18 protein-coding genes are annotated in these 24,403 nt (G+C 55.2%); 12 read left to right on the forward strand and 6 right to left on the reverse strand.

Annotated elements, in window-relative coordinates:
• Positions 1-2 precede the first annotated feature (2 nt).
• The 6 genes from PSR63_RS18765 to PSR63_RS18790 are packed head-to-tail and all read left to right on the forward strand — an operon-like array spanning position 3 to position 6,714.
• The gene (locus tag PSR63_RS18765) at positions 3-2,030 is read left to right on the forward strand and encodes a hypothetical protein (protein WP_274327211.1); all 2,028 of its coding nucleotides are present in this window, start codon (positions 3-5) and stop codon (positions 2,028-2,030) included.
• Positions 2,031-2,047: 17 nt separating this feature from the next.
• The gene (locus tag PSR63_RS18770) at positions 2,048-3,154 is read left to right on the forward strand and encodes a glycosyltransferase (protein ID WP_274327212.1); all 1,107 of its coding nucleotides are present in this window, start codon (positions 2,048-2,050) and stop codon (positions 3,152-3,154) included.
• Positions 3,151-3,912, forward strand: coding sequence for a radical SAM protein (locus PSR63_RS18775; RefSeq protein ID WP_274327213.1), 762 nt, complete (start codon positions 3,151-3,153; stop codon positions 3,910-3,912). Before PSR63_RS18770 ends, PSR63_RS18775 begins: the two co-directional genes overlap by 4 nt.
• A complete protein-coding gene (locus PSR63_RS18780; RefSeq protein WP_274327214.1) occupies positions 3,909-4,421 on the forward strand; it encodes a hypothetical protein in 513 nt (170 codons plus the stop codon). The genes PSR63_RS18775 and PSR63_RS18780 overlap by 4 nt, the downstream gene beginning before the upstream one ends.
• Complete coding sequence (locus PSR63_RS18785; protein WP_274327215.1) at positions 4,418-6,106, forward strand: glycosyltransferase; 1,689 nt, start codon at positions 4,418-4,420, stop codon at positions 6,104-6,106. The genes PSR63_RS18780 and PSR63_RS18785 overlap by 4 nt, the downstream gene beginning before the upstream one ends.
• Positions 6,103-6,714, forward strand: a complete 612-nt coding sequence (locus PSR63_RS18790) for a recombinase family protein (protein WP_274327216.1) — start codon at positions 6,103-6,105, stop codon at positions 6,712-6,714. The genes PSR63_RS18785 and PSR63_RS18790 overlap by 4 nt, the downstream gene beginning before the upstream one ends.
• Positions 6,715-7,419: 705 nt before the next feature.
• Here PSR63_RS18790 and PSR63_RS18795 read toward each other — a convergent pair.
• On the reverse strand, positions 7,420-8,202 hold the full coding sequence (locus PSR63_RS18795) for an AraC family transcriptional regulator (RefSeq protein WP_274327217.1): 783 nt from the start codon (positions 8,200-8,202) through the stop codon (positions 7,420-7,422).
• Between the two features lie 150 nt (positions 8,203-8,352).
• On the opposite strand from PSR63_RS18795, the gene PSR63_RS18800 reads away from it, so the two are divergent.
• From PSR63_RS18800 to PSR63_RS18810, 3 genes are all read left to right on the forward strand, one after another.
• Complete coding sequence (locus PSR63_RS18800) at positions 8,353-8,772, forward strand: GlcG/HbpS family heme-binding protein (protein WP_274327218.1); 420 nt, start codon at positions 8,353-8,355, stop codon at positions 8,770-8,772.
• A gap of 103 nt (positions 8,773-8,875) precedes the next feature.
• Positions 8,876-11,896 (forward strand): DUF1553 domain-containing protein, encoded by a 3,021-nt coding sequence (locus PSR63_RS18805; RefSeq protein ID WP_274334210.1) that lies wholly within the window; start codon positions 8,876-8,878, stop codon positions 11,894-11,896.
• A gap of 4 nt (positions 11,897-11,900) precedes the next feature.
• Complete coding sequence (locus PSR63_RS18810) at positions 11,901-13,352, forward strand: DUF1501 domain-containing protein (RefSeq protein WP_274327219.1); 1,452 nt, start codon at positions 11,901-11,903, stop codon at positions 13,350-13,352.
• Between the two features lie 1,154 nt (positions 13,353-14,506).
• On the opposite strand, the gene PSR63_RS18815 is transcribed toward PSR63_RS18810, so the two are convergent.
• Together PSR63_RS18815 and PSR63_RS18820 are read right to left on the reverse strand one after the other, a co-directional pair.
• Positions 14,507-15,601, reverse strand: coding sequence for an integrase core domain-containing protein (locus PSR63_RS18815; RefSeq protein ID WP_274327220.1), 1,095 nt, complete (start codon positions 15,599-15,601; stop codon positions 14,507-14,509).
• Between the two features lie 1,147 nt (positions 15,602-16,748).
• Positions 16,749-17,702 carry a hypothetical protein gene (locus PSR63_RS18820; protein ID WP_274327221.1) on the reverse strand — a complete coding sequence of 318 codons (954 nt, stop codon included), beginning with the start codon at positions 17,700-17,702 and terminating at the stop codon, positions 16,749-16,751.
• 575 nt (positions 17,703-18,277) lie between these two features.
• On the opposite strand from PSR63_RS18820, the gene PSR63_RS18825 reads away from it, so the two are divergent.
• Complete coding sequence (locus tag PSR63_RS18825) at positions 18,278-19,060, forward strand: hypothetical protein (RefSeq protein ID WP_274327222.1); 783 nt, start codon at positions 18,278-18,280, stop codon at positions 19,058-19,060.
• A 161-nt stretch (positions 19,061-19,221) separates the two neighbouring features.
• Here PSR63_RS18825 and PSR63_RS18830 read toward each other — a convergent pair whose 3' ends face one another.
• From PSR63_RS18830 to PSR63_RS18840, 3 genes are read right to left on the reverse strand one after another with little or no spacing between them, the layout of a single operon-like run.
• Positions 19,222-19,599: a hypothetical protein gene (locus PSR63_RS18830; RefSeq protein WP_274327223.1), complete on the reverse strand. Its 378-nt coding sequence runs from the start codon at positions 19,597-19,599 to the stop codon at positions 19,222-19,224.
• Positions 19,596-21,155, reverse strand: a complete 1,560-nt coding sequence (locus PSR63_RS18835; RefSeq protein WP_274327224.1) for a recombinase family protein — start codon at positions 21,153-21,155, stop codon at positions 19,596-19,598. Before PSR63_RS18835 ends, PSR63_RS18830 begins: the two co-directional genes overlap by 4 nt.
• On the reverse strand, positions 21,152-21,649 hold the full coding sequence (locus PSR63_RS18840; RefSeq protein ID WP_274327225.1) for a DUF2924 domain-containing protein: 498 nt from the start codon (positions 21,647-21,649) through the stop codon (positions 21,152-21,154). Before PSR63_RS18840 ends, PSR63_RS18835 begins: the two co-directional genes overlap by 4 nt.
• A gap of 628 nt (positions 21,650-22,277) precedes the next feature.
• Here PSR63_RS18840 and PSR63_RS18845 point away from each other — a divergent pair.
• Together PSR63_RS18845 and PSR63_RS18850 are read left to right on the forward strand one after the other, a co-directional pair.
• The gene (locus tag PSR63_RS18845) at positions 22,278-23,531 is read left to right on the forward strand and encodes a hypothetical protein (protein WP_274327226.1); all 1,254 of its coding nucleotides are present in this window, start codon (positions 22,278-22,280) and stop codon (positions 23,529-23,531) included.
• Positions 23,485-24,396, forward strand: a complete 912-nt coding sequence (locus tag PSR63_RS18850; protein ID WP_274327227.1) for a hypothetical protein — start codon at positions 23,485-23,487, stop codon at positions 24,394-24,396. Before PSR63_RS18845 ends, PSR63_RS18850 begins: the two co-directional genes overlap by 47 nt.
• The last annotated feature ends 7 nt before the right edge of the window (positions 24,397-24,403 follow it).

Consider the following 24,403-nt stretch of genomic DNA (forward strand, 5'->3'; position numbering starts at 1 on the left):
CGATGGGAGACGCTCTCAAGAAGGCTCAGGCTGGTCAGAAGCTGGAGATTCCCGCCGAGGCGTACAACGCGTTTCTGGATGCGGTGCGGTTCGTCCGCGAGCGCCGGCATGATGTCGCGCAGGAGTCGACCGAGCCGCTGCGTCAAAGCGGGATCATCAAGGTCCGCAACAAGAGCGGAGCTGATCGGGACCGCTACGACGTACTGATGATCGACGACCCGATCATTAGCCCCACGGATAACGAGCAGCAGTTCAAGAACCAGGTCGCCTTCGAGGGCTACGAGCCGAGCGAGCAAGCGCAGCCAAGTGATCCAAAGACGCCGGTGCACTGTCAGAAGTTCGTTGTCTTGCTCGAGCCGCTCCCTGTGGATGGCATTGGCCGCGCGACGGCAGCCGGTGTCACGGTGGCGCGCGTCAACGTGATCCGTGAGTCGGACGGTTTTGCGGATATCGAAGCGGGCAACGCGACTTCGCTGCGCTCGGTGCCGTACGGCTCTGCCCGCATCCTGTGGAAAGAAGCGGGCACCGGCGTGAAGTGGGCGGTCGTGCGTCTGAGCGATCGTCCACGGTTCGCGATCTTTGAACTGGCTGGAACCTGGGCTCCGGGCAGCACGCTGGCCGATCCGCCGGAACCGGACGGTTGGATGAAGATGACCGGTTGCCGGCCCGTCTTCTACTTCAACAGCGGCAGCACGTATTCGGCCGATGTCAGTGAGCCGGCGCAAACGGTCTGGCACGCCGTGGGGTATCCGCCGGCGGAACGGTCCAGCGTCATTGCTCTGCACAAAGCGACTGGCCAAGTGCCGGCGAAGTTCGGTTGCGGCGACTGGGTGTGGTGCATCTGGAACGACCAGGAATGCCGCTGGCAGGTGCTTGGCGGCTACGAAGACCACTGGCGATTCAAGCTGACGACAACGCTAGCCCGCTGCGGCTCGGCCCAGGCCCAGCTGGTGCTTTACAAGGACGGCAAGTGGTGCCCGGTCGCGCTGACATTCACGGTCCACGATGCGCTCGGCGTCGTCTGTCTTGAAAAATGCCAGGGAAGCGGAGGTGGCGGTGGTACGGCGTCGAGTGTGCCCGCGGGAACCTACGGATTCGCGAAGCACTTTGCCGACAGCTGCAAGTGGGAAGTCATCTCGCTGGGTGAAGGTTGCTGCGAAGGTTCGAGCAGCGGCACGTCCAGTTCGTCGTCGGGATATTCGTCCAGTTCATCGGGTTCGTCTTCGGGTAGCAGCAGCGGCTCCTCTTCAGGATCTTCATCTGGTTCCTCGTCCGGATCATCGTCGTCGGGCTCGTCCTCCGGTTCCTCATCTGGCAGCAGTTCGTCGGGACCTTCAAGCAGTGGATCGTCAGGCTCCTCTGGAAGCGGACCCGAAAGCTGTGTGACGATCTACGAAACCGACGTGCGCTGCGAGAACGACAAACTCAACGTCTACACGCGGGCAGTCTCCATCTGTTTCTCAAACGGATCCCTGTCGCGATACGAAGGTCCGTGGACATTCAGCCATCAAGCTGGCTGTTGCTGCTGTGCCAACTGTTCAAGTTCGTCGAGCGGATCCAGCAGCGGTTCGTCGTCGTGGAGTTCGAGCAGCTCGTGGTCTTCCAGCTCGTCTTGGTCTTCCAGTGGATCGTCGAGCGGATCTTCCAGCGGTTCGTCCAGTGCTCCCTCAAGCTCGGCACCGTCGTCCTCGCTGCCGTCATCATCGCTTCCGTCATCGAGTGTGGTGGAACCGAGCAGCAGCACCGTTGAGCCAAGTAGCAGCGTGGTGGAGCCAAGTTCGAGCGTGGTCGAGCCGAGCAGTAGCGACGTTTCTGGTTCGTCCAGCGGGTCAAGCTCTGGCGCGTCCGGCAGCAGTAGCTATTCGTCTGGCAGCGGTTCGTCCTCAGGGGATTCCGGCAGTGGACCAGAGAGCAGCGTTGTGACGGAGTCATCAACTTACGAAAGCTCATCAAGCGAAAGCAGCTCGAGTTCGTCCAGTGGACCGGAGCCCGAACTCAGCAGTAGCGAAGTCATCCCACCCCCGCCTTAACACGGAGCAGTTCACGAATGCGCGTTTTTCTGATTGGATACCCTGGAGAGATGGGCGGCGCTAACACCGAAGCCTGGCACACGGTGAAGCTGTGGGTTGAGTACGGCGTCGACGTCCATCTGATTCCGACGTGGGGATGTGACGAAGCATGGCGTGCGCGCGTCGACGCCCTTGGCTGCACGACGCACGTAGTGAGTCCCGACAAGCTTGACCAGGTGCCCAATTTGCCTGGCTCTCCGGTCGTGAGCTTCTGTAACAGTCAATTCATCGCCCACGCCGAGCAGTTTCGCAAGTTGGGATGCCCGCTGGTGTGGGCCAACTGCATGACGTTCATGTTCGATCATGAGCGGGAGTGCTTCGGGAAGATCGGTCCAGCCGACGCTTACGTGTTTCAGTCGGAGTTTCAGCGTTCGGAACTGGAACCGCAGCTCGCTGAGCTGGGCTACACACCCGAGCGTGGCCATCTAATTCGCGGTGCCTTCGATCTCGATGAATTCGAGTTCACCCCACGTCCACACGCTCCCGGCGAGGTCTTCGTCGTCGGTCGCATGGCACGTCCCGACACGGACAAATGGTCGAGCAACACCTGGCCCATCTACTCAGGGATTCAGTACGCCAACAAACGGGCGTTGATGCTTGGCATGGACCAGCGGACACACGAGAAACTCGGAGCGCCGCCGGTGTTTGCTGATTGTCTGAAGCCGATGGCGATCTCGGTCAAACAGTTTTTGTCCACACTGCATTGTCTCTTGCCCATCAATGGCGGCGCCCGCGAAAACTGGCCGCGCGCAGGGCTGGAAGCGATGGCGGCCGGCGTCCCGATCGTCGCCCAGAACGACTGGGGCTGGCGTGAGTTGATCGAACATGGCGTGACGGGATTCCTTGGCAGCAACGACTGTGAATTGGCCCACTACGCCGCGTGCCTTGCCTACGACGAAGATCTGCGGCAGCGCATTGTCCACACGGCGCGCGAGCGGCTCGTCGAGGACCTGGCCAATCCCAAACGCCTGTGGGAATCCTGGAAGCAGCTCTTCCGCTCGGTGGGCCAGTACGTCAGCGACGTCGATGGGATTCCGCACGCTCACACATACGCAGGGACGCTCGAGCCGGAGGAGGTGGCATGAACGACAAGCCCGACTACACACCCAAGAGCAACGAAGCCGAGTGGCATATCACTTACAAGTGCGATCTCAACTGTCCGAACTGCAATCGTCTCTGCTTCCTGCCGCCGACGACACCCGACATGACGCTGGACGACGCCCGCGAGTTCAATCGGCAGGCGCGAGAGCTTGGCTGGTTTCCACGGATCGTGATTCTCGGCGGCGAGCCGACACTCCACCGCGACTTGTTCGCATTTATCGACATTGCCAACGAACTGTCGCCCGGCCGTGTGGAAATCTGGTCGAACGGCTACCGACCAGCGGCGAAGGAAATGCTCGAGCGAATTCGCGCGGAGGGCAAGGCTAAAGTCTGTGAGGAGACGATCAAAGCCGACGGGTGCATGGTGTTGCCGCAGGCGGATTTCTTTCTGGCTCCCACGGACTTCGGCGTCATCAACCATCGGCCGTGCCATAACCACGCGGCGATTGGCTGCGGAATCTCCGTCGATGCCGGCGGCTACGCGATCTGCTCCATCGGTGGCGCAATCGACAGCGTATTGGATCTGAAAGTCCGCACCAAGCAACTCAAGGATCTGTTCGATCCCGAGTTCGCCCACCAGCAGACGTGTGCGCTGTGCGATGTCTGCGGACGTGAGCTGGGCATCACGAGTCATCACATCGCCAAGAGCCAGGTGATGCACGGCACGCTCATGTCGCCGACGTGGCAGACGGCTGTGAAACGGATCGAACAGCGTGGCAAGCGAAGGGAGGAGTCGGCATGAACCCGTTTGCAACACACATCCCAGCGCTGCTTGCCTGTCTCGAACACACCTCGGGACCGGTGCTGGAACTTGGCAGCGGCTGGTTCAGCACGCCGATCGTTTCCGCGTTCGCCACGGATCGGCTTGTGCGGACGATTGAAACGAATCCCGAGTGGTACAGCCGCGTGTCGGCTCTTGGAATCTACCAGCCAATCACGCGGCACCGGCACCAGTTTCTGTTCGTGCCCGATTACAACGACGCGATGATTCTTGACCAGGACTGGGACGTGGTAATCCTCGACCACGAACCGCCACCACGCCGTGGACATGACGCGCTCGTGCTTCGCGATCGCTGCCGGCTCATGATCGGCCACGACTCCGAGCATCCCGACTATCGCTACGGCGAAGCTTTCGACCAGTTTCATTACCGATTCACCGATTCCCGGCGACTCCCCTGGACCACAGTCGTCAGCGACGAGCCGCTTGACTGGCTGGCGGACGCACTTCGGTTTCCAGGAGGCCTCGCATGAAGCTGGCTGCACTCTGCTGTACGTTCCGACGTCCCCACACGCTGGGACAACTCGTCGAATCATTCCTCCGGCAGGATTATCCCGCCGAACTGCGCGAACTCGTGATCCTCGACGACGCGGGCCAGTACGAGAACCAGGCCGGCGATGGCTGGCGGCTGGTGTCGATCCCGCGGCGATTCAGATCGCTGGGCGAGAAGCGAAACGCGTGCGCCGCGTTGGCATCGCCCGACGTTGAGGGAGTCTTGATCGCTGATGACGACGACATCTATTTACCCCATTGGTTTCGAGCAACCGCAGAAGCGCTCAGCCAAGCAGAATGGTCGCGGCCCGGTCTCGTGTTGCTTGAACATGGCGATGGGCTGAAAGAACATGATACAGCCGGTCTTTATCACGGCGGATGGGCATTTCGAAAGACCGCCTTCGATCGCGTTCGCGGTTATGGACCTCACAACAACGGCGAGGACCAGGAACTGGCCGGTCGCTTGAACGAAGCAGGCGTCACCGCATTCGATCCGTGCGAGTTGAACGATCCTTTCTACATCTACCGATATGACAACTGCAGTTACCACCTGAGTTACATGGACGACAACGGATACCGAGAGCTGGGAAATGACCGAGATCAAACCAAATCAACGGTCGCAGCCGGTTGGCCTCGTGACTTCTCGACATTGCCCGTTATTCGTCGATTCACGTTCGCGCCCCACGTTTCACATGACGATGGCAAGATGCGAGTCGAATTGATCGGCCCGGTAGATTCGCCAGGTGGCAACGGGCCATCGAACGGGATGTTTGCATTGCAAAAAGAACTCAAGAAACGAATCGCCGAAGGTCTCGACTGGCTTTCAATCAAATCGCTACCTGTCAGTAAAGGAGCATTACCTTGGTTCTGGAACTGGGCCGACCGCCGTTACGCGGCCTGGTGGGATTCCGAGGGCCTCCCTTTCGTTCAAGGCCCAAACATGCTCTTTACCGACTCTTCATGCCCACGAATCGATGCGGAAGAATGCGCATTACTGGACGCCAAGAACTGCCGCGCCATGTTCTGCCACTCGGAATGGTATCGCGACCTAATCACCAAGCACCGCGGGCCGGACAATCAGTCCGAAATCGTCATGTGGCCCTACCCAATCGATCCCAGGCCCGGCGGACCATTGTCCGACAAATACGACTTGCTGATTTATGCCAAGAACGGTCACCGTCCCCAACTCCTGGAACATTTGGCCGAACTCTACCCGCGCCACATCCAAATCCACTACGGAAAATACAAGCGCGAAGAACTCTACGCGGCCGCCCGACAATCCCGCGCGTGTGCTTACCTTGCGGACGACGATCACGGGCCGTTGGCTTTGCAGGAAATCCTGCTGGCTGGTTGTCCTACTGTGGGTGTTCGTACTGGTGCACCGTTTGTCGAACATGGCAAAACCGGATTCGTGGTTGATCGTTTACCGCCGGGTCGTCAGTGCGTGTCTGGAGACGAAGACGCCGCCGCACTCGCCAAATTCTTACAGGCGATTGATCAAGCACAATCACAGAGCCGAAAAACGGTTCGCCTGTGCGCCATGGAAATATTCGACACCAAGCATGTTGTCGAAAACGTCATCGACGTATTGGCGAACATCCGAAAATCAATCGCTTCCGACGCAGTTACCGCCGACCATTTACAAAAGGGGAATGGAATTCCATGAACAGCCAACTCATCGTACCGGTAGTGGAACATTCTCAGCCAAAGCCACGACTTTTCGGTTACGCTCGCGTATCAACCGACGATCAGGATTTGAGTTTGCAGATCGATGCTTTGACCAAGCAAGGCATCCCCACGAAGGCAATCTTCATGGATAAGGTGTCGGGAGCAAAAACTGACCGGCCAGGTTTGAACGAATGCCTGGAGACCCTACAACCGGGTGACATTCTTGTTGTCTGGCGTTTGGATCGTTTGGGGCGATCGATGCGTCATTTGATAACGTTGGTCGAAGACTTGCGTAACAAAGGGATTGGCTTTCGGTCGGTTAGCGAAGGTGCAATTGACACCACCTGTGCCTCGGGTGAGTTGATCTTCAACATATTCTCGGCGTTGGCCCAGTTTGAACGGCGTTTGATTCAGGAACGAACCAAAGCCGGTTTGGCTGCCGCCCGCGCACGAGGCCGAATGGGAGGCCGTCCGAAAACGAGTCCCAACGACGCCAAGGTCAGGCTGGCGAAAACTCTGTTGGCGGACAAATCCCTGGAGGTGGACGATATTTGCGAAACGCTGAAAATCTCGCGGTCCACGCTGTATCGGTACGCGAATCTGTAAAATTGGCTCCGGCGGGCAATGTCAGAATCCGGTGGTTTGATGCGCGACCCAGAAAAGGTACGGGTTGTTGAAAGCGGAGCCGGTTATCGCACTTGCCCGTGCCTGGCAGTGGCAGGAAGAGCTGGAGTCGGGTGAGTTTTCGACAGTGGAGGATTTAGCATCCGCGAAAAAGATTGATGTGAGTTACGTTCGCCGAATGCTCCGCCTCAATTCTCTGGCTCCCGATATCGTCGAGGTGATTCTGGATGATCGGGCTCCGGTTGGCCTCAGTCTGACCAAGCTTCATTGTGGGATCCCGTTGAATTGGCGGGAGCAAAGCAAGAGATTCCTCGTCGTCGGCTGATCGACGTAACAACGCCGGAAAATTCGTTTGATTCACGGCCCTATATTGATGCAGGCTGGCCGAAGTCTTTCCTCGACACATCCAGATTGGTTGACACTACAACTCAACGGTGAACGTCATCTTAGACCTTACTGGGATTGCCTCCAGTCAAGTCGAGAAGCATGTTGTCGCGATGTACTGGCTCTGGACTGACGGGAGCCAGGGTCGGTCAAGGATCCAACTGGTCCGGTTCCGGGGCCAGCGACTGGGTGTGCAGGTGTTTCCGGCGTTGACTTAAGCGGCGACAATAGGGGATTGGAGTCCAAATCGGCATCAACCCTGGAACTCGGACCCATGGAACCTGTAGATGGGTTCGGTTGGACCTACGGTACTCGAAACCGCTGGCGATACTTAAGCGGTGTCAGGCCCGTACTTGACTTGAAGTGTCTGGTCAGGTGACTTTGATCATAAAATCCGCAGTCGGTTGCAATCGTGCTCAACGGCTGGTCGCTGTTTGCGAGCAGGTGACGCACGACCCCGACACGCACCTCGCGCAAATAACGGTTGGGTGTAATGCCGAAGCTCCTTGAGAATTCTCTCTGCAACTGACTGACCGACAGGTGCACATGTTCGGCCATATCGGTGACTTCAATGTCATGAGCGTAGTTCTTCGTCACGAACGTGATGACGCTCATGAGTCGACTGTAGCCCGCAGAATCGTCAGCAGAGAATTCGTAAGGGCGATTCAATCCGGCGAGGCCGATCACATTGTCTTTGCGGTCGTGCAACGGAATCTTGCTGCACAGATAGAGTCGCGGTAGGCCGTTCAATCCGGGAACCATCCATACCTGATCCAACACCGCTTCCCCGGAAAGGATGACTCGCTGATCTTCCGACACGTACTGGGCCGCCAATGCAGGCGGGAAAAAATCGAAATCGGTACGGCCAATCAAATCGTCCGCATGCTCGACTCCCACAAGCTCGCACACGGAGCGACTGCATTGCACCCATCTACTCTCGGTGTCCTTGATGTACATGCTCACGCCCGGAATCACGTCGAACAGATCCAGCAATGTGCGGGGGCGAGCAAGACGTTTGAAGAACTGGCCCTGCCATTGCGAAGCGGGCTTCGTTGCAGCGTTCACTTGTTTTTTCGGATTTGCCATGCGGCAAATGTACAATGTTTTGCGACGTCTCTACAAGACCATCGAAACGCCTCCTGGCATAATTGGATCCGTTGAGAGGCATCACTGGGCAGGCCTCCGAGAAGACTGCAACGCAACGATTTTACAAGATTGAAAACAGAGAACAGAACGATGATGAAAGAGATGGACGAAAAAACGGCGGAGAAGATGTTGGCGGCTGCGATTCAAAAGTCCGAGGACATCGGTGCAAAAATGAACATCGCAATCGTCGATGCAGGAGCCAACCTGAAGTCATTCCATCGTATGGATGGGGCGTGGCTTGGAAGTATTGACATCGCCTGCAAAAAGGCCCGAACGGCTCGACAATTTGATATGGCCACCGGCGAGATTGGTTTACTGTCTCAGCCCGGCGGAGCGTTATTCAACATCGAACATTCCAACGGAGGCCTGATTTCCTTCCCTGGCGGCCTTCCAGTTACCAACGAAAGCGGTGACGTGATCGGTGCCGTTGGAGTTTCCGGGTCCACAGTTGAAGACGATCACGCTGTTGCGATGGCTGCTGTGGAGTCCGTCAGCACGGTCTGCGCCTAAACACGACGAAACGAATTCTTATTTGGATTGATGCCGTATGTCTAACTCGACGTTCCGATTGAACTCCTCGCGATTCCTGTGTGCGTTGGGCACGGTCTTCGCAATGTTACTGTCCGCCAAGTGCTCTGGGCAAGAGATCAGTTTTCGCGAGCGAGTCCAGCCCTTGCTCGCCAATAGGTGCCTCGCATGCCATGGCCCCGACGAGAACGGTCGAAAAGCTGACTTGCGACTGGATACGGAGGCCGGGGCAAAAGACTTCGCGATCGAGCCGGGAAATGCAGATGACAGTGAATTGATATCACGGATCGAATCGGACGATCCCGACGTCGTCATGCCGCCGCCTGGGCATGGAAAACCATTAAGTTCCTCGGAACAAAAACTTCTTCGGGACTGGATTGACCAAGGGGCTCCATGGCAGGGTCACTGGGCATTTGAGCCAATCAAACGACCGAGCGTTCCCGCCGACAACAGTGGCTGGTCCAAAGGGGCGATCGACGGGTTTGTGCTGCAACGCATCAAAGAAGCAGGTCTGGAGGCATCCGGAAGAGCGGACGATCGGACACTTATTCGCCGCGTGTACCTCGACCTGATCGGATTGCCCCCGACCCCCGAACAGGTACAGCAATTTATGGATGATACGTCGTCTGATCGGTTCGAGAAGGTCGTTGATCAGCTTCTTCGATCAAAGCATTACGGCGAACAGATGGCCGTGTCTTGGCTCGACATCGCTCGATATGCGGACACCAACGGCTACCAAAACGATTTCGTCCGCAGCATGTGGGTATGGCGTGATTGGGTAATCGATGCATACAACAGCAACATGCCCTATGACCAGTTCATCATTCAGCAAATAGCTGGTGATATGTTGCCTGAGCCGACGACATCTCAATTGATCGCGTCGGGATTCAATCGAAATAACCCGACAGTGACGGAGGGTGGAGCAATCGATGAAGAGTGGCGAATCGAGAATTGCGTCGATCGGACCGAGACGACAGCCGCAGCCTTTCTCGGGCTGACGATGGGCTGTGCCCGTTGCCACGACCACAAGTACGACCCGGTCAGCCAGAAAGAGTTCTTCGAATTCTTCGCGTTCTTTAACAACGTTGATGAGCCGGGTGTTTACACAGAAAGACGCGGCAATACCCAGCCGTTAATCAAGACACCAACGCCTGCGCAGGTGGCCGCATTAGCCTCGCTTGATGGACAAATCGAGGCACTCGACCGAAAGGCCGCGGCAAGTGACGACTCCGGCGCGATAGCTGTCCTGCAAGAATGGCGAACTTCGAAGGAATCCGGCCCCTCCATTCCGCAATCTTCCTGGTCCTGTGACGATACGGGCGTCAAAGAACTGCAGTGGTCGCCCGCGGGCAAGGCCATTTCGTTCGAAGGTAAAGAGAACGCGTTTTCGTCGGATAACAATCCCGACACGACTTTCGAACGAGACCAACCTTTTTCGTGGACTTGCTGGGTACACGGCGAGGCACGCGGCGCAATCTTCGGAAAAATGAATGAAGCTCAAGGCTACCGAGGTGTTGATACTCTGATACTCGGCGACGGAAGACTCAAAGTCCATTTGATTTCGGCCTGGGATTCGAATGCCATTGCGGTCTTGTCGAAGGATGCATTGCCGAGCAAATGGAACCACGTCGCTGTGACGTATACAGGCAATTCGAAAGCTGCAGGGTTCAAAATCTACGTTGATGGCAAGCCCGTTGCGACGACAACCGAACGGGACAGCCTCACCGAATCAACGGTGACCGAAGCAGCGTTCAAGATCGGACAACGGAGTCAGTCGTCGCACCTGCGGGGGAAGATCTCCCAATTCAGCCTGTACGACTCTGTTCTTACAGACGAACAAGTTGCATTGAAAATGAAGCTGGATGTCATCCAGCACGTCGATCGTGTGGCGAAATCCGGTCTCGATTCAACTGCGGACGATGCTGCGTTGGACTTCCTCGAGTTTTCAAACAGTCTTCAGTCAGAAAAAGCAAAACTTCTGGAACAACGAAAGCAGTTGATCGCGTCGCAGCAAACGACGATGGTCATGCGGGAGCGAGCCGGTCAGTATCGTCCGACCTGGCGGCTCAATCGGGGGCAGTATGATCAGCCCGACAAAAGTGTCGATCTTTTGCCCGGTGTTCCAGAAGCACTTCCGCCGTTGACGGAGGATCAGCCCCGGAACCGACTTGGTTTGGCACGCTGGTTGGTCGACGAAAGAAATCCTCTCGTTGCTCGTGTGATCGTCAATCGCGCGTGGATGAAGTTCTTTGGGCGAGGCCTTGTGAATCCACCCGACAACTTTGGAATTCAGGGGTCGCCGCCTTCGCACCCGGAGCTTCTTGACTGGCTGGCGGACGACTTTCGTTCGCACGGCTGGGACCTAAAACGGTTGCATCGCCAAATCGTAATTAGTGCAACCTACCAGCAGGCTTCTGAATTGACTCAGGAAAAGCTCGAACTTGACCGTGAAAACAGGTGGCTTTCGCGAGGCCCCCGCTATCGCTTGTCCGCCGAGCAGATTCGAGACGGCGCGCTGCTGATGAGTGGATTGCTCAGCAAAGAAATCGGCGGTCCGTCCGTCTTTCCGTATCAGCCCGATGGTCTTTGGGACGAATTGGCGGGAGGTGCCAACAACGGTCCCTACAAACAATCCAGTGGAGACGATCTTTACCGAAGAAGCCTGTACACCTACCGAAAGCGAACGGTTCCTCATCCAACGACTTCCACCTTTGATGCTCCAAGTTGGGAGAAGTGTCAAATCAAACGAGCGAACACGAACACTCCGCTGCAGGCGCTTGCCCTTCTCAATGACACAACTTACGTCGAAGCAGCAAAGAAGTTTGCGGAGCGAATTTTGAGTGAAGGCGGCGAAACTCTGGACGATCGCATTGACTTTGCGGTGTTTGCTGCAATGTCTCGTCCAGCGACCCTTGTTGAAAAGACAACGCTCAAGGATGGCTTCCGGTACTACTTGCAAATCTACAACGCGCAGCCGGGCGAAGCGAAAAAGCTTCTCGCCATTGGAGAGTCAACCACCAAGACCTCGGATCCTGCCGAACTTGCTGCGATGACCTCGGTCGCCTCGATTATCTTAAACCTCGATACAACTATCACCAAGGAATAGTGCCATGACTGCTGAATTTGGAATGCGTGCCAATCGCCGTGCTTTCTTGCGGAACACCGGCGTTGGCTTGGGCTCAATCGCTGCGTGTACGTTAGCCCCCGAATTTTTGTCCGCCTCAAGCTCCGATGTATCAGGCAAGTTGCCAGGCTTGCCACATCACGAACCCAAGGCAAAACGTGTCATTTACCTGTTTCAATCAGGAGCGCCATCTCAGTTTGAATCATTTGATTACAAACCGGGGCTGAACAAGCTTGCCAAGACTGAGCTTCCGGAATCGGTGCGTATGGGACAACGCTTAACTGGAATGACGGCCGGCCAACAGTCGTTTCCGATTGCTCCATCCCTATTCAAATTTTCCCAGCATGGCGAGGCCGGCACATGGGTCAGCGATCGACTGCCATATATTGCCGACCAGGCTGACAAGCTCTGTGTGATTCGGTCGATGCACACCGAAGCCATCAACCATGATCCTGCAATTACGTTTTTTCAAACGGGGTCGCAGCTTCCCGGACGACCAAGCATGGGATCTTGGGTGGCATACGGTTTGGGAACAGCGAATGAGAATCTGCCCAGCTACATAGTCTTGGTTTCTCGCGGAACCGGGCGAGCCGCCGGGCAACCTTTGTACGATCGATTGTGGGGAAGCGGTGTGCTACCCGGCAAACACCAAGGCGTCAAACTGCGTGGCGGTAACGATCCGATTCTGTATTTGACGGATCCGGCCGGCTGTCCACCGCAGGTTCGCCGAAGAATGTTAGATGATATTGGCAAACTCAATCAGGCAACTGCGCAGCGCACGCTTGACCCCGAAGTTACCACGCGGATCGAGCAGTACGAATTAGCCTTTCGAATGCAGACTGCGGTTCCAGATCTCGTGGATCTTTCGCAGGAACCGGAACACGTTTTGAAACGCTATGGACCTGAGGTGACCAAGCCCGGCACGTACGCCAGAAACTGCCTTCTTGCACGGCGTTTGGCGGAACGTGACGTGCGTTTCATTCAGTTGTTTCACATGGGCTGGGACCAGCACGACAATCTGCCCGACCATATGACAAAGCAGTGTTACGACACGGACCAGCCAACGGCCGCTTTGCTTCAGGACCTGGAAGAACGTGGTTTGCTGGAGGATACGCTCGTCGTATGGGGAGGTGAATTTGGGCGGACCGTTTATTGCCAGGGCACGTTGACGGAGACCAATTATGGTCGCGACCATCACCCCAGGAGCTTTTCGATCTTCATGGCCGGAGGAGGCGTGAAGCCTGGCTTGACCTACGGCGCGACGGATGAGTTCGGCTACAACATCACGGAGAATCCGGTCCACGTGAATGACTTGCACGCAACGATCCTTCATTTACTTGGAATCGATCACCGTCGACTCACGATTCCGTTTCAGGGTCTGGCTCTCAAGCTTTCTGGAGTGGAGGACAGGCATCCGGTAACAGAGATCTTTGCGTGAAGCACGTTTTAAGACGGAACGCTTCCCGACCGCGAGCGTCAATCGGCGCGTAACTCACCGTTCGAGGAGCGTCCTGCCTTCTAGTCGAAAGTCGAGTTTCAGTGATTTGTAGCGTCATCAGAGAACTCGAATTTCACTTTTGATGGTGTCTCCCCCAGCGCAATGCAAAACCCCACGGCCGCGATGTTTCGCTACCGTGGGTTTCAAGTGGACCGAACCGAATTCGAACCTTAGACCACCGGATTGTGACGCCACCCAATAAGTTGCAGGACGGGGTCTTTCGCCATGTTGCTACCGGCGGGGTGATGCAAAACCCCATTTTGTGCCAACGCGTTTCACCCCTGTTTTTTCAACGTCATCTATCGCAGGACGAATTTGGCCTCGTCCCGTGACTTTGAGCCTTTGGGCCGATTTTAGCCTTTTTGGTGCCGATTTTCGGAGAGGTGCGTCCTGTGAACTCGCCGGCCGATTTTCGGAAAGCGATAAAAACCCGCGACACGTTGCGCAAAAAACGAGGCCCGGAAGAATGAACTTCCGGGCCTGTTTTCATTCGAGCCGAGTTTTACGTCGACTCTGTATGGAGGCGAGGTGGATCGAACCCTCCTCCTGTGGGAGTTCAAAATACGTTCGATTTCCCGGATTCACTGGGGACCCCGCCAAACCAGTCCATTTCCCGGTCCGCACGTCCATTTTGCCATCTTGGAAATCAAAATGCCGTTTCGCCGTGAAAGCCGGAGTTTTCAGGAATTGCCCGGAAACTCGCCCGCTGGTCATAACCTGATTTGGAGACTTGCCGGTTCGTGCAAAGCGCTTACCGAAAGCAACCCTGTCTAAAACGACCGGTCGAGAGGTCCCAACCCCTGATAACCCGAACGGCGTGAGAGTCAGAGAGTGGTGAGAGTTTGGCCAAATTTGAGACCGAGATCGGCCAACGTTCGTGGCACAAAATCATCGCGCGACTTTACGAGAGCGAGAGTCCGAGAGTCGGTCGAATAGAAACAGCTGGCAAAACTCGGCGTAGAAACGAAAAAAGGCCGACGTCATGGGACACCGGCCTTTGTTATAACCCTGCGGTCTTCCAGTTTCGCTACTGGAAAAACAAGTTGCGGGAAGCCAATTCGGACCTGTGACTGCGGGGTTATGGCCGGCCTTCGTCACGCGGCCATTCGGCGGTAGTGCTTCAGGAGCCCACCTAGCCGCTGTCGGCATTCGATGCCGGTGGGATCCGGGGCCGATGAACCACCGCTGCTGGATTTCTCGTCGCCGTCCGAGCTCGCCACCGGCAGTTTCAGTATGTCGTTGTCCTTCGACTGATGTGGGCGCTCTTCGTGATAGTGTGTGACGAACTCGCTCACGATGTGGTCCATGTGCTCCTGGCCGAATACCACGAAGTAATCCAGGCATTCCTGCTGCAGCGTCTGGATGAACCGCTCGACGAACGCGTTGGTGTTGGGCGACCGGAATGCAGCATGCTTGACATCCACACTCGTGGACTCGAACACTGCGTCGAATGACTCGGTGAACTTCGTGTCGCGGTCATGCATCAGAATCTTTACTTCCAGGCCTTCCGACTCGGCGTGCTTAAGGAAGTGCTCCGCCTGCTGAGAAACCCATTCTTCGTTCGGATGGAACGTCGATGGCGAGATGTAGACGCGGCGGGAATCGACGTGGAGGAAGATCAGCAGGTAGAGGTCGCGATAGCCCTTCAGTGTGAGCACCTTCTTTGCGTAGAAATCACATTGCCACAGCGAGGCAGCGTGCATCTTGAGGAACTCGTCCCAGGTGCCCTCGCCGCGCTTGGGACCTGGCTCGAGGCCGTTCTCTTTGAGGATGTTCTTCACCGTGTTTCGCGACGGAGGTTTGATCCCAAGCTTCTTGAGTTCGCCCATGATCCGCGTGTAGCCCCAGTCATTCTCCCGCGCGAAGCGAATGATCAGCTCGCGGATTTCCTCCTTGGTCCGAGGACGCCCCTTTCGAGTCTGCTTGATGCCTCCGGGCTTCTTCGATTCCCGGATCCAGCGGCGTAGGGTGTCGGGGGCGACGATGCTCACAATCTCGTTGATCGCCTTGCCGAGCTTGGATCCGAACTTCACCAGCCGGTTCTTCTCTTGGGCGGTGACCGAGACGCGCTTGGGCAATTTGGACCGCAGCACCTCGTTCTCGACCTTGAGGTAGCGGATCTGGGCGGCCAGCTCTTTCTGGGTCGATCCGGCGATCAAAAGCAGCAAGCTGTGGTACAGATTCTTCATCGCGATACAATGCCGAAGTCATTGGTAAAACTGGGGATGACTTCTTTTTTGCACCCCTGTGACACGGCTCGGCAAGACGCTTCAGAGCGCCCGGATTCGATTCGCCAAAGACGGTGGCCGGTCGTACCGTTCGCGCAAACTGTTAACTCGGCTGTCGAAAGTTCGATACCCCCTGAAAGATGACAGCGGGGTTAACGCAAAGCGCGACGTTTCTGTTAACCGAAAGCTGCTCGGTTCGTGACGGGTCCCTTTTGTTCTGAGGGGGGACCGAGAGAGACTCGAACTCCCGAAGTCTCGCATCTTCAACGACTTAGGCGTTTGAGACAACGAGAGTATTGTTACGAAGAGGGTTCCGCACGGGGAGGTCGGCGGATTCGGGCAATTGCGATTATCAAGGCGACACTGTTTGGCCTCCCTGGCCAATTCGAGCAGGCGACATTCCATCCGTTGGACGTGAGCTTTGTTGAGGCTGCTATCCTTGGTGACAAAGAAAACACACCAATCCCAGAAGTCCTTGTTGCTATTATGCGCCTTGAGTCGCTCTCGGACAGGATCGCCTTCGCCTACATATACGATCGGTAAGGCACCATCTTCTGGGCGGCCAATGAGAACGTAGACACCCGTCCGATCGATCTCCGGTCTACCAAGGGCTTCCTTGATGTTTGATCGATTAAAGACGACGCCAATACCTGTCCAGTTGGACTTCTCTACGAGGCGCAAACCGTCTGGATCGCCGTTGGGGACGAAGATGCGGATAGAAAAGGGACGGAGCGTGGATTCCATGGCTCAGTGGATGACTTAAGGTAGCGAAAACGCAAGTCGGATTGACGGTGAGTACTAGAAATCTGGAGAAGTACCGCTGCCTCAATCCTTTCTTACAAGATGATCGGGAACAGTTTCCCACGATCCGCACTTTCGACCAACAGCACGACGGAACTCGCGGAAAAGTTGGTATTGATCGAATTGTGCTCCAGGGATTGTGCTTTTCACGGCATCTTCAAGAGCTCTCCGCATTTCAGAGCTGAGGTGATCAACGATATCTTCAATATTTATTTGAGCCATCAGTCTATCTCTCTGCGTACGATTTAGAACAAAGATCGTTGCGTTCGGATACAGTTACTCGCATTGAACTATTCTATGGACATTCTCAAGGCCCTGGCTCAACAAAACGCTTCGACCAAGAAGGTCCAGCTTTTACAGCGATTCCGTCAATGTTGTATCCCCCTTCTTTGAGCTCATTGGCTATTTCGGAGCAAAGGCTACGGGCCACCTCCCAATTCTCTTTCTCCAACGCTTCAAGGATAATAGGGTGAATCTTTACGCTCACATCAGTGATGGCTTCGCGTGATTCCACAGTGTTGGGAACCGCTCGCTCGTCTTCACGAACAAATGCCATCGCAAGCTGGTAGTAGTATCGCCATGCTTCAGGATCGACTTCAACCTTGTAACCGCTGCTATCTTCTAAGCTGTTCTCGTTCATGGGATCCCTCCAAAAAAACGTAATGGCGTCACGTCGAAGATAAGTCACTGCCCCAATGTGATAAGACGGAGCAACACCTGAAATGCTGGTAACTCGTAAAGACTGATTCTTTGCCTTTTCTTTTGCGTCGTCATCTGGAGCACTAACTCGCCCCTTACATTCAAGGACGATCCATTGATTGGTTCCATTGATTTGACCAATAAGATCTGGTCTTGAGCGACCGGACAGCATGACATTGAGTTGAGCACGAAATATGTCGAGATGAAGTAGCCACGGAGCGCCGAGTAGTCTCCAGGCAAAAAGCTTTGCGATCACCATCCCAATGAAATAGTTTACCGCTCCTTTCTCAGTCGGGTCGAGATGCTTTGCGGCTGGAGTCCTGCGAAGTTGCGTTGAGTTCTGGCTGGTCTGTTCCAGTGCCATTCGTAACATTGACCAGCGGAAGATAACTTCATAGAACGATGAACGGCCGTGCGCGATTACATGGAACCAATCAGGGCGACCAATTGTGATAGCTGCCCAAAGTATCTCATCCCATTCGACCGAAAGAATTTGCGTGCCGTTTGTGACCGGGCCTAAATTCGGAAAATCTTCGGAGAGATAGCTGATTTGAAGTGGCATTGGGTTGGGTGCAAATAAGGTAAGTCGAGAAGACTGGTCATGGAGTGGCGAGCATATAGCTGATATATACACTACGATGATATGCAGATGCCAGCACTAAAATGAATCTACGCCTTACTTGTCTCTAGCAAGGGCATCACTTTATTGAAAAAGGACCTTTCTCGTAAATTGCCTGCGAAAAGAGATTCTCCTCCTGAATATTCGGCGCCAATTGCGCCTGACGGTGGCTATCGAGTCAATTGTCGACTGTCGGCTCGTTCTAGGGCGTGAATGAAGCTTGCCGATTCGACGGGGCTAAGACCATTGCAGGGACGGCGTGGTTTGATCCAAATGGCCTACAAGAATCATCGCATCACGATTGTTCACGTCCATATTTTGAATCGAAGTGGCCGACGCGTCGGCCCGATGTGTATTAGGCAGGGATTCCTTATCACGCACCAATAGATATGACAATAGAGCAATCTACAGCTACAATTCGACTTACAAAGTGAACCACCTGCGTGTTAGGTTGCACATTCGCGGCCCAAAGGTGGTGGGCAGGATTTTTCTATAAACAAACTAGCACAAACAGTCCGATGCGCATACGAATAGGCAATGGCGAATTTGGCGAAGTTTATCACGCGGCGTGTGCTTACATATTGGATGAAACCGTCACTGTGGAATTCGAGGACTTTGCCGCGGGACAAGAGTTCTTCAATGCTTTTGTCGTCGGCGACCCCCGAGACCATCTGGCAGGCGAAGAAGTGGCCCATCCAGGCGAAACCGCGAATGTGATACGCGACGCCTACTACGAAGGATGCTTGGACGAGGTGTCGACTGAAATCTTGCAGCGTGCCCAAGATGAGAATTGGGTGCTTCCACCACAATTCAACACGCTGATGACAAAAGAACCAAAGGTATTACTGTGGCACCGAAACAAGACGTATAAAGCTCATCGAAATTCAACGGCCGAGCTAATTCGTCAATTGGCAGACCTTTGTCGAATGCGTGGTACAAAGCCAATTCTAATTGGCCCGGACTCTTTCGATACCACATGCTACGAACTCGGTGAATTTTGGACGCATGAATTCTTCAATGAACATTCCATCGCCAAGCAATTGTGGTCGATCGATCAAGTTTTCAGGGGCGGCAGTGCTCTCGCCAACGTTGGGGTGATGAGCGGTGCGATGGACGGCATACCAATGTTTTTCGGACACAAGACAGTTTTTCTCGCGCGTCACCGCGACGCTACTCCGAGAATGCAAAAAGTGGCCGGAAGCGTACCTAATCTGATTTGGCAGCAGATTGAGTTCTCTGGAAACCTTGCGACACTAAATGATAGTGATCTCGCCGCTATCGAACGACTTATTTGGTGCTAATAGATCGCTGGACCGCAGTGGCCGATCCAGCAGGATTTCGGCTGGTACGCGGATTGGCAGCCACTGGGGCATCTCAGACAGTGTCTTGCCAATTAATTGGCTGATCATTGCGATGCCCGCCTTTCAAAACGCGTGAGGTGGGAGTGTCCTAGTTTAACTGGCTACTGCAATATCTCTTTCCATTTCCACCGCTGTATCTTCCAATCTACAAACGCCGCAATCGACCTCAGATCCCGCTCCGTTACCGGATCCCGCCCGCGCTCAGTCATCGGCAAGAACAGAATCTCTTCCTGAATATCGGGCGCCAACTGCAACAGATTCATGATCTGCGTCAACCTAGCTCGGGTGACGTGACCAACCCGCGCCAGTTCGGCCTGGTCGGTAACCTCACCGCTCTGAATCAAATGGTCGAGTCGAATCGCCAACGCCATGAGCCGGGCCACACGTGGCACACGACCGCCCTTAGTTGAAGGTCTTGCATTGCGCTTTCTTTCGCGTCCACGCGCATTGAAATCCACCTTCCGCTTAATCGTGGTCATACCGCCACCTCCTCTCGATTTGGTAACTCACCAGCCAATGCCCGAATCCCGCTGGGCCGAAAAGTTATCGATACGTTCCCCGCATCACCGTCGTACTCAATCCGCTCAATCAAGAGCTCGACAATCCGAATCTGTTCGTGCGGCTCCAGGCATTGCCATACGACGTCGAAGTCGGCCAAAGCTGCAGTGACCTCGGTCTCGTCAATTAGATCGCTAGCGAGCGTGGCCAACTCGTTCTCAACTTCAGTCAGCCGTCGCTCTGCATCACCGATCCGGTCGTGAGCGATTACCAGCCGTGAGTCGCCAGGACCAACCGTCGCGGCCACCTGCGCTAGTTCTGCGTGGTAGTCGCGTAGTTCGCCCCGAAGGTCGTTGCGTTCGACTGTTAGCCGCTGGGATTGGTTTTCCATCTGAATGCGTGCTTCTTTCAACGTCGCTTCGATCACCTGGGGATCGCGCCCGATCGCCTTGATCTCTTCGACAATGAACCGCTCAATTTCACCTGCGGGGATCGATGGGGCAGGGCAGTGTTTCCAACCTCGTTTCTGAGCCCTTTGGCAGACGTAGTACCGATAGAGGCGGCTTCCTTTCTTCTGCGAGTAGGAATGGCTCATCCCACAATTACAGGCCGCACATCTCAGGATCCCCCGTAGCAGGGCCTTGTGCTTGTTCCGAACCGCCCTGCCTCCACTCCGGCCATTCTTCTGCAGCAGCTTTTGAACTTTATCGAACGTCTCCGGATCAATAATCGCGTCCTGCTCGCCTTCGTGGACCTCCTTCTTGTAGCGAACCTTGCCGATGTAGATCACGCTGGTCAGCAGGGCGTACAGCGACCCCTTATCGAAGCGTCGACCACCTCGTTCGGTTCCGCGTTTCGTTTTCCATAGCTTGTTCCGCCAACCGCGATTGTGGAGTTCCTGAGCCACATCGAGCAGGGATTGCCGTTCCAGGTACATCCCGAAGATATCTTGAACCCGTCGTGCTTCGGCCTCGTTTATGACTAACTTCGTGTTCTCAACGTTGTACCCCAGGATCGGCGTCCCACCGGACCATTTGCCCTTCCGGCGTGCCGCGGCCATTTTGTCTCGGGTACGTTCCGAAATCATCTCACGTTCAAATTGGGCGAAACTTAGAAGTACGTTGAGGACCAGCCGCCCCATTGAGGAAGCCGTGTTGAAGGCCTGGGTCACGCTGACGAAGGAAACCTCGTGCTTGTCGAAGACCTCCATGATCCGTGAGAAGTCGAGCAGGCTACGGCTGAGGCGATCGACTTTATAAACCACCACGCAGTTTACCTTCCCCGATTCGATATCCGCCAAGAGCCGCCGGAGGGCAGGGCGTTCCATATTGGCCCCAGTGAAGCCACCGTCGTCGTATTGGTCCGGAAGACATACCCACCCCTCGTGCATTTGGCTCTTGATGTAGGCCTCACCCGCTTCCCGTTGGGCATCGAGGGTGTTGAAGTCCTGATCGAGACCCTCCTCCGTCGATTTTCTTGTGTAAATCGCACACCGGATCACCTTGGGTTTCGACGGTGGTTTAACGCGTTTGTTCATTTACCACCTCTGTTCTTACGAAGGCCAAAGAAGTGAAAACCGTTCCAGTGTTTGCCGGTGACCGCCTTGGCAACCGCGGTGAGCGATTTGTAGCGTTCGCCTTCCCATTCGAAACCGTCGGCCAGGACTGCTACTCGGATCGTGTTACCTTTGTACACACGCTGTAGGAGCATGCCTGGAAGGAGGTGTGTACTTAGTGGGGTCTTTGTTGGGGAGGATATGGTCTGTACCTCAGACATAGGTTTCGGTTTCTTCGCCCGAGGCATGGTGACGCGGAGATCGGCGTCATTGGCCAGTTCCATCGCACGGCGCCGGGCACGTTCGGAGAGGCCACCTTCCGCATTGGCTTGCATCCGCCAGGCGATCCGTTTGATCAGCCATTGCTTGTGCCTGCCGTTGGTCGGCTCGCCGAAGACGTCGTCGTACTTCTCCCGCAGCTGGTTGACGGTCATCCGCTCCATGGCAGCGACCTCTTTGTCGATGTTCAAAGACATGCATCTTCTCCTGGGTTGAGAGTTTGGTAGTCAACAGGAGTGTCCAGAGAGCGGGATCGTGCGACGGAACTCAAGCGGTCGTCGGGATAAGTTTCCGAGTTCGATGGGAGAGTTTGCCGATGGCGCAAGACACCTCGAGCCAAGAGGCAAACGATCTCTGCCCGACGTTGGTCTGGTGTCGATTCTTCGGGCGATAGGTACGACCGCACGACGACCTCCATTTCTTTGTTCAACGGTTAACAAGTAGATTTCCCTACCCCGTTAACAACCCAGTCGCGACTCGAAATGACGAAAGAAGGCCCGAAAAAATCGATGCGGAACTTTTCAGATAAAAAGGGTTGTGCCTGCTAGCGGTGTTGATATGATAGGACTCGCTACATGGACATCTGTCCACTCTAGAGGTTGTCCGGTGCCGGGACGAACGGGCTCCGGGGATATCTGCGGCTCTCCCCGTTTCAATGCCGCACGCATCCATGGCACGCGCGTCCGCGCTGCTTTCTTTGCCTGATCAATTCGATTTAGTCGCACTGCGTACATGATGTTCTTGAGGCATCTTCGTTGCGCGCTGGGACAATACGCGCTGAGGCAAGGGAACGCCTGTGTCGATGGAATGAGGGTATTTGGCATTATGGCAACACGACCCTTTTCGCTGTTAACCACTTTGCGGATGGTTCCGAACCGTCTATTGCGGGAATATCTGGTCAGACTTGGGCATGTCGAGTTTGTGACGGAGTGGGATGGGGAGAAAGAACGAGATGTTGGTCCGGTCTTCAAGTACGTTCAGTTGCTCGACGACCGAGAGCGAGATGAAATCGAGAGCGGTTTGCACAGCGTGTCCGATCTTGCATCGGATGCAGGACTGACCGCTCTTTTCCAAGCGGCTAGAGACTACAGTCTGTCTGAATTGGTGAATGAAGCACCTGAGGAACTCGGGATCTGGGGCCGGACGATGTGGATCTGGTTGCACTATCCCGGCATCTTCGACAAAGGCCAGATCCTTTTCCAAATCGATCAGATGTCGTTTTGGCGGAAGCGAACAGACTTGCCCAACAATGGTTCACCAGACACTTCCGATCCGGCGCTCGAGAATCTGAAGGAAGAGATCACGGACCTACTTCGCGAACAGGGCCGTGGCAAAGACTGCACGATTGACTGGCTCAGACGTGGCGACGTGTTTTACTTCTTTGCCTATCCCGACGACTTCGTATCGAGCGTCTTGGTGCACGACAAGGAGGGGCACCTCGCACCCAAGTCGATCCGGACAACCTTATCGATCGTGTTCGCGTACGATCCGAAACACGAGTCGCTCGAGCTATTTGCGAAAGGGCTGCACAAACCGGTTAAGGAACGCCTGGAGAAGATCTTCGCCAAGTCGATCTTGCACTGGAAACTCAATGACTATGACCCGGACGCTGCATACGATCTCGATCGGCTGAAGTATGTATTTGATGGCCTGAACGTTGAGCCCGCGGATAAGGTTAGTGTACGGATCCGCAAGCTGCGTCTCTCTAGCCTCGTCGACGGAAGGGAAGTTGAAATCAAGATCGATGACGCCGATCCAAAGGACACCATTGGTAAAGCGATCCAAGAGGTTATCCAGATTGAGGAGAGGCCGCTCTCTCAATGGCAGGTGACACGCGCATCGTTCTGCTTCATCTTCCACCCAATGGATGGTCGCAAACATGGCCGACAAAGTTTTGACATTGGATATCCACGTTCATGTTCATTGCGAAACGCTCGTCCAGAACGCGTCGAGTTGATTCAGAAGTACCTCAAGAAGTGGGATGTCGACCTTGCAGATCCTCCTAAATACGCTGCTGTCTCGGTGGGAGAGTGTGACGCCAGTTTTTCAGGCTTCCGAGACGATCCGCTGGAAGAGTGACGATTGGGCCTTCGTTGAACAGCACAAACTCCTTCGTGAAATCGAGCCTGCTGGTTCAGCCAACTGCAGTGATTGTAGTCGCCGCTACGAGGTGGAGTACATCTCCGATCGAGCCGGAAATCGCAATGGCTACATCAACTGCGGAGACTGTGGCCTAGAACGCGTCGATCCAGATCGACTCAAGCAATGGGAGATTGATACGAATGCCATGCTGCGCGCCTTATTCGGTGGTCTAAAGTTGTCGCTGGAAGAGCAGGTACCGGACTACCTGTGGAAGGTCGGGCGAGCCAATTGGGCGGGATCTTCGCGTCGAGTGTGGTTCGTTCGATCGTTTCCTGGTCACCATCGTGATGCCGTGGAGATCTTGAAGAGGAACAAGAAGGCGATCGTGTTCGCGCCGACTCAGAGCGGTTCAACCCAGTGGCATGAAGTTGCGGGCAGTTTGGTTGTCCCGCTCGATAGGGTAGCTTCGACCAAGGCTGCCAAGCTGGTGCTCAATGTCGAGGAGATTGAAGGATGGGTCAAAGATGCTTGGCCAACGTCGAAAGGGTCGAAGAACGCAACACCCAAAAGACGAGGATCCCGTCTCAATAGTATCGCCAAGTTGCGAAAGGCCTTGATTGAGCATGTTTTTAACGCTCGGGAGCACGCATATTCCACGAAGGAAATTACCGGGACGCCAAGGTTACTTCCGCGTCCTCAACAGAAGGAACTCGCCAAGCAGCTCGACATGACGACGTCAGACGTCAATCGAGCCCTAAAGGATGATGATGCGGTCGAGCTCAGAATCTACTGGGAACTTGCCTTGGATGTGGACCAAGTAATGTCGTTCGCTGGGCCTATTACTCGAGGACGCAAAACCTAGAAATTGC

It is taken from the genome of Bremerella sp. P1, from assembly GCF_028748185.1.
In the GTDB taxonomy this organism is placed as follows: Bacteria; Planctomycetota; Planctomycetia; order Pirellulales; family Pirellulaceae; genus Bremerella.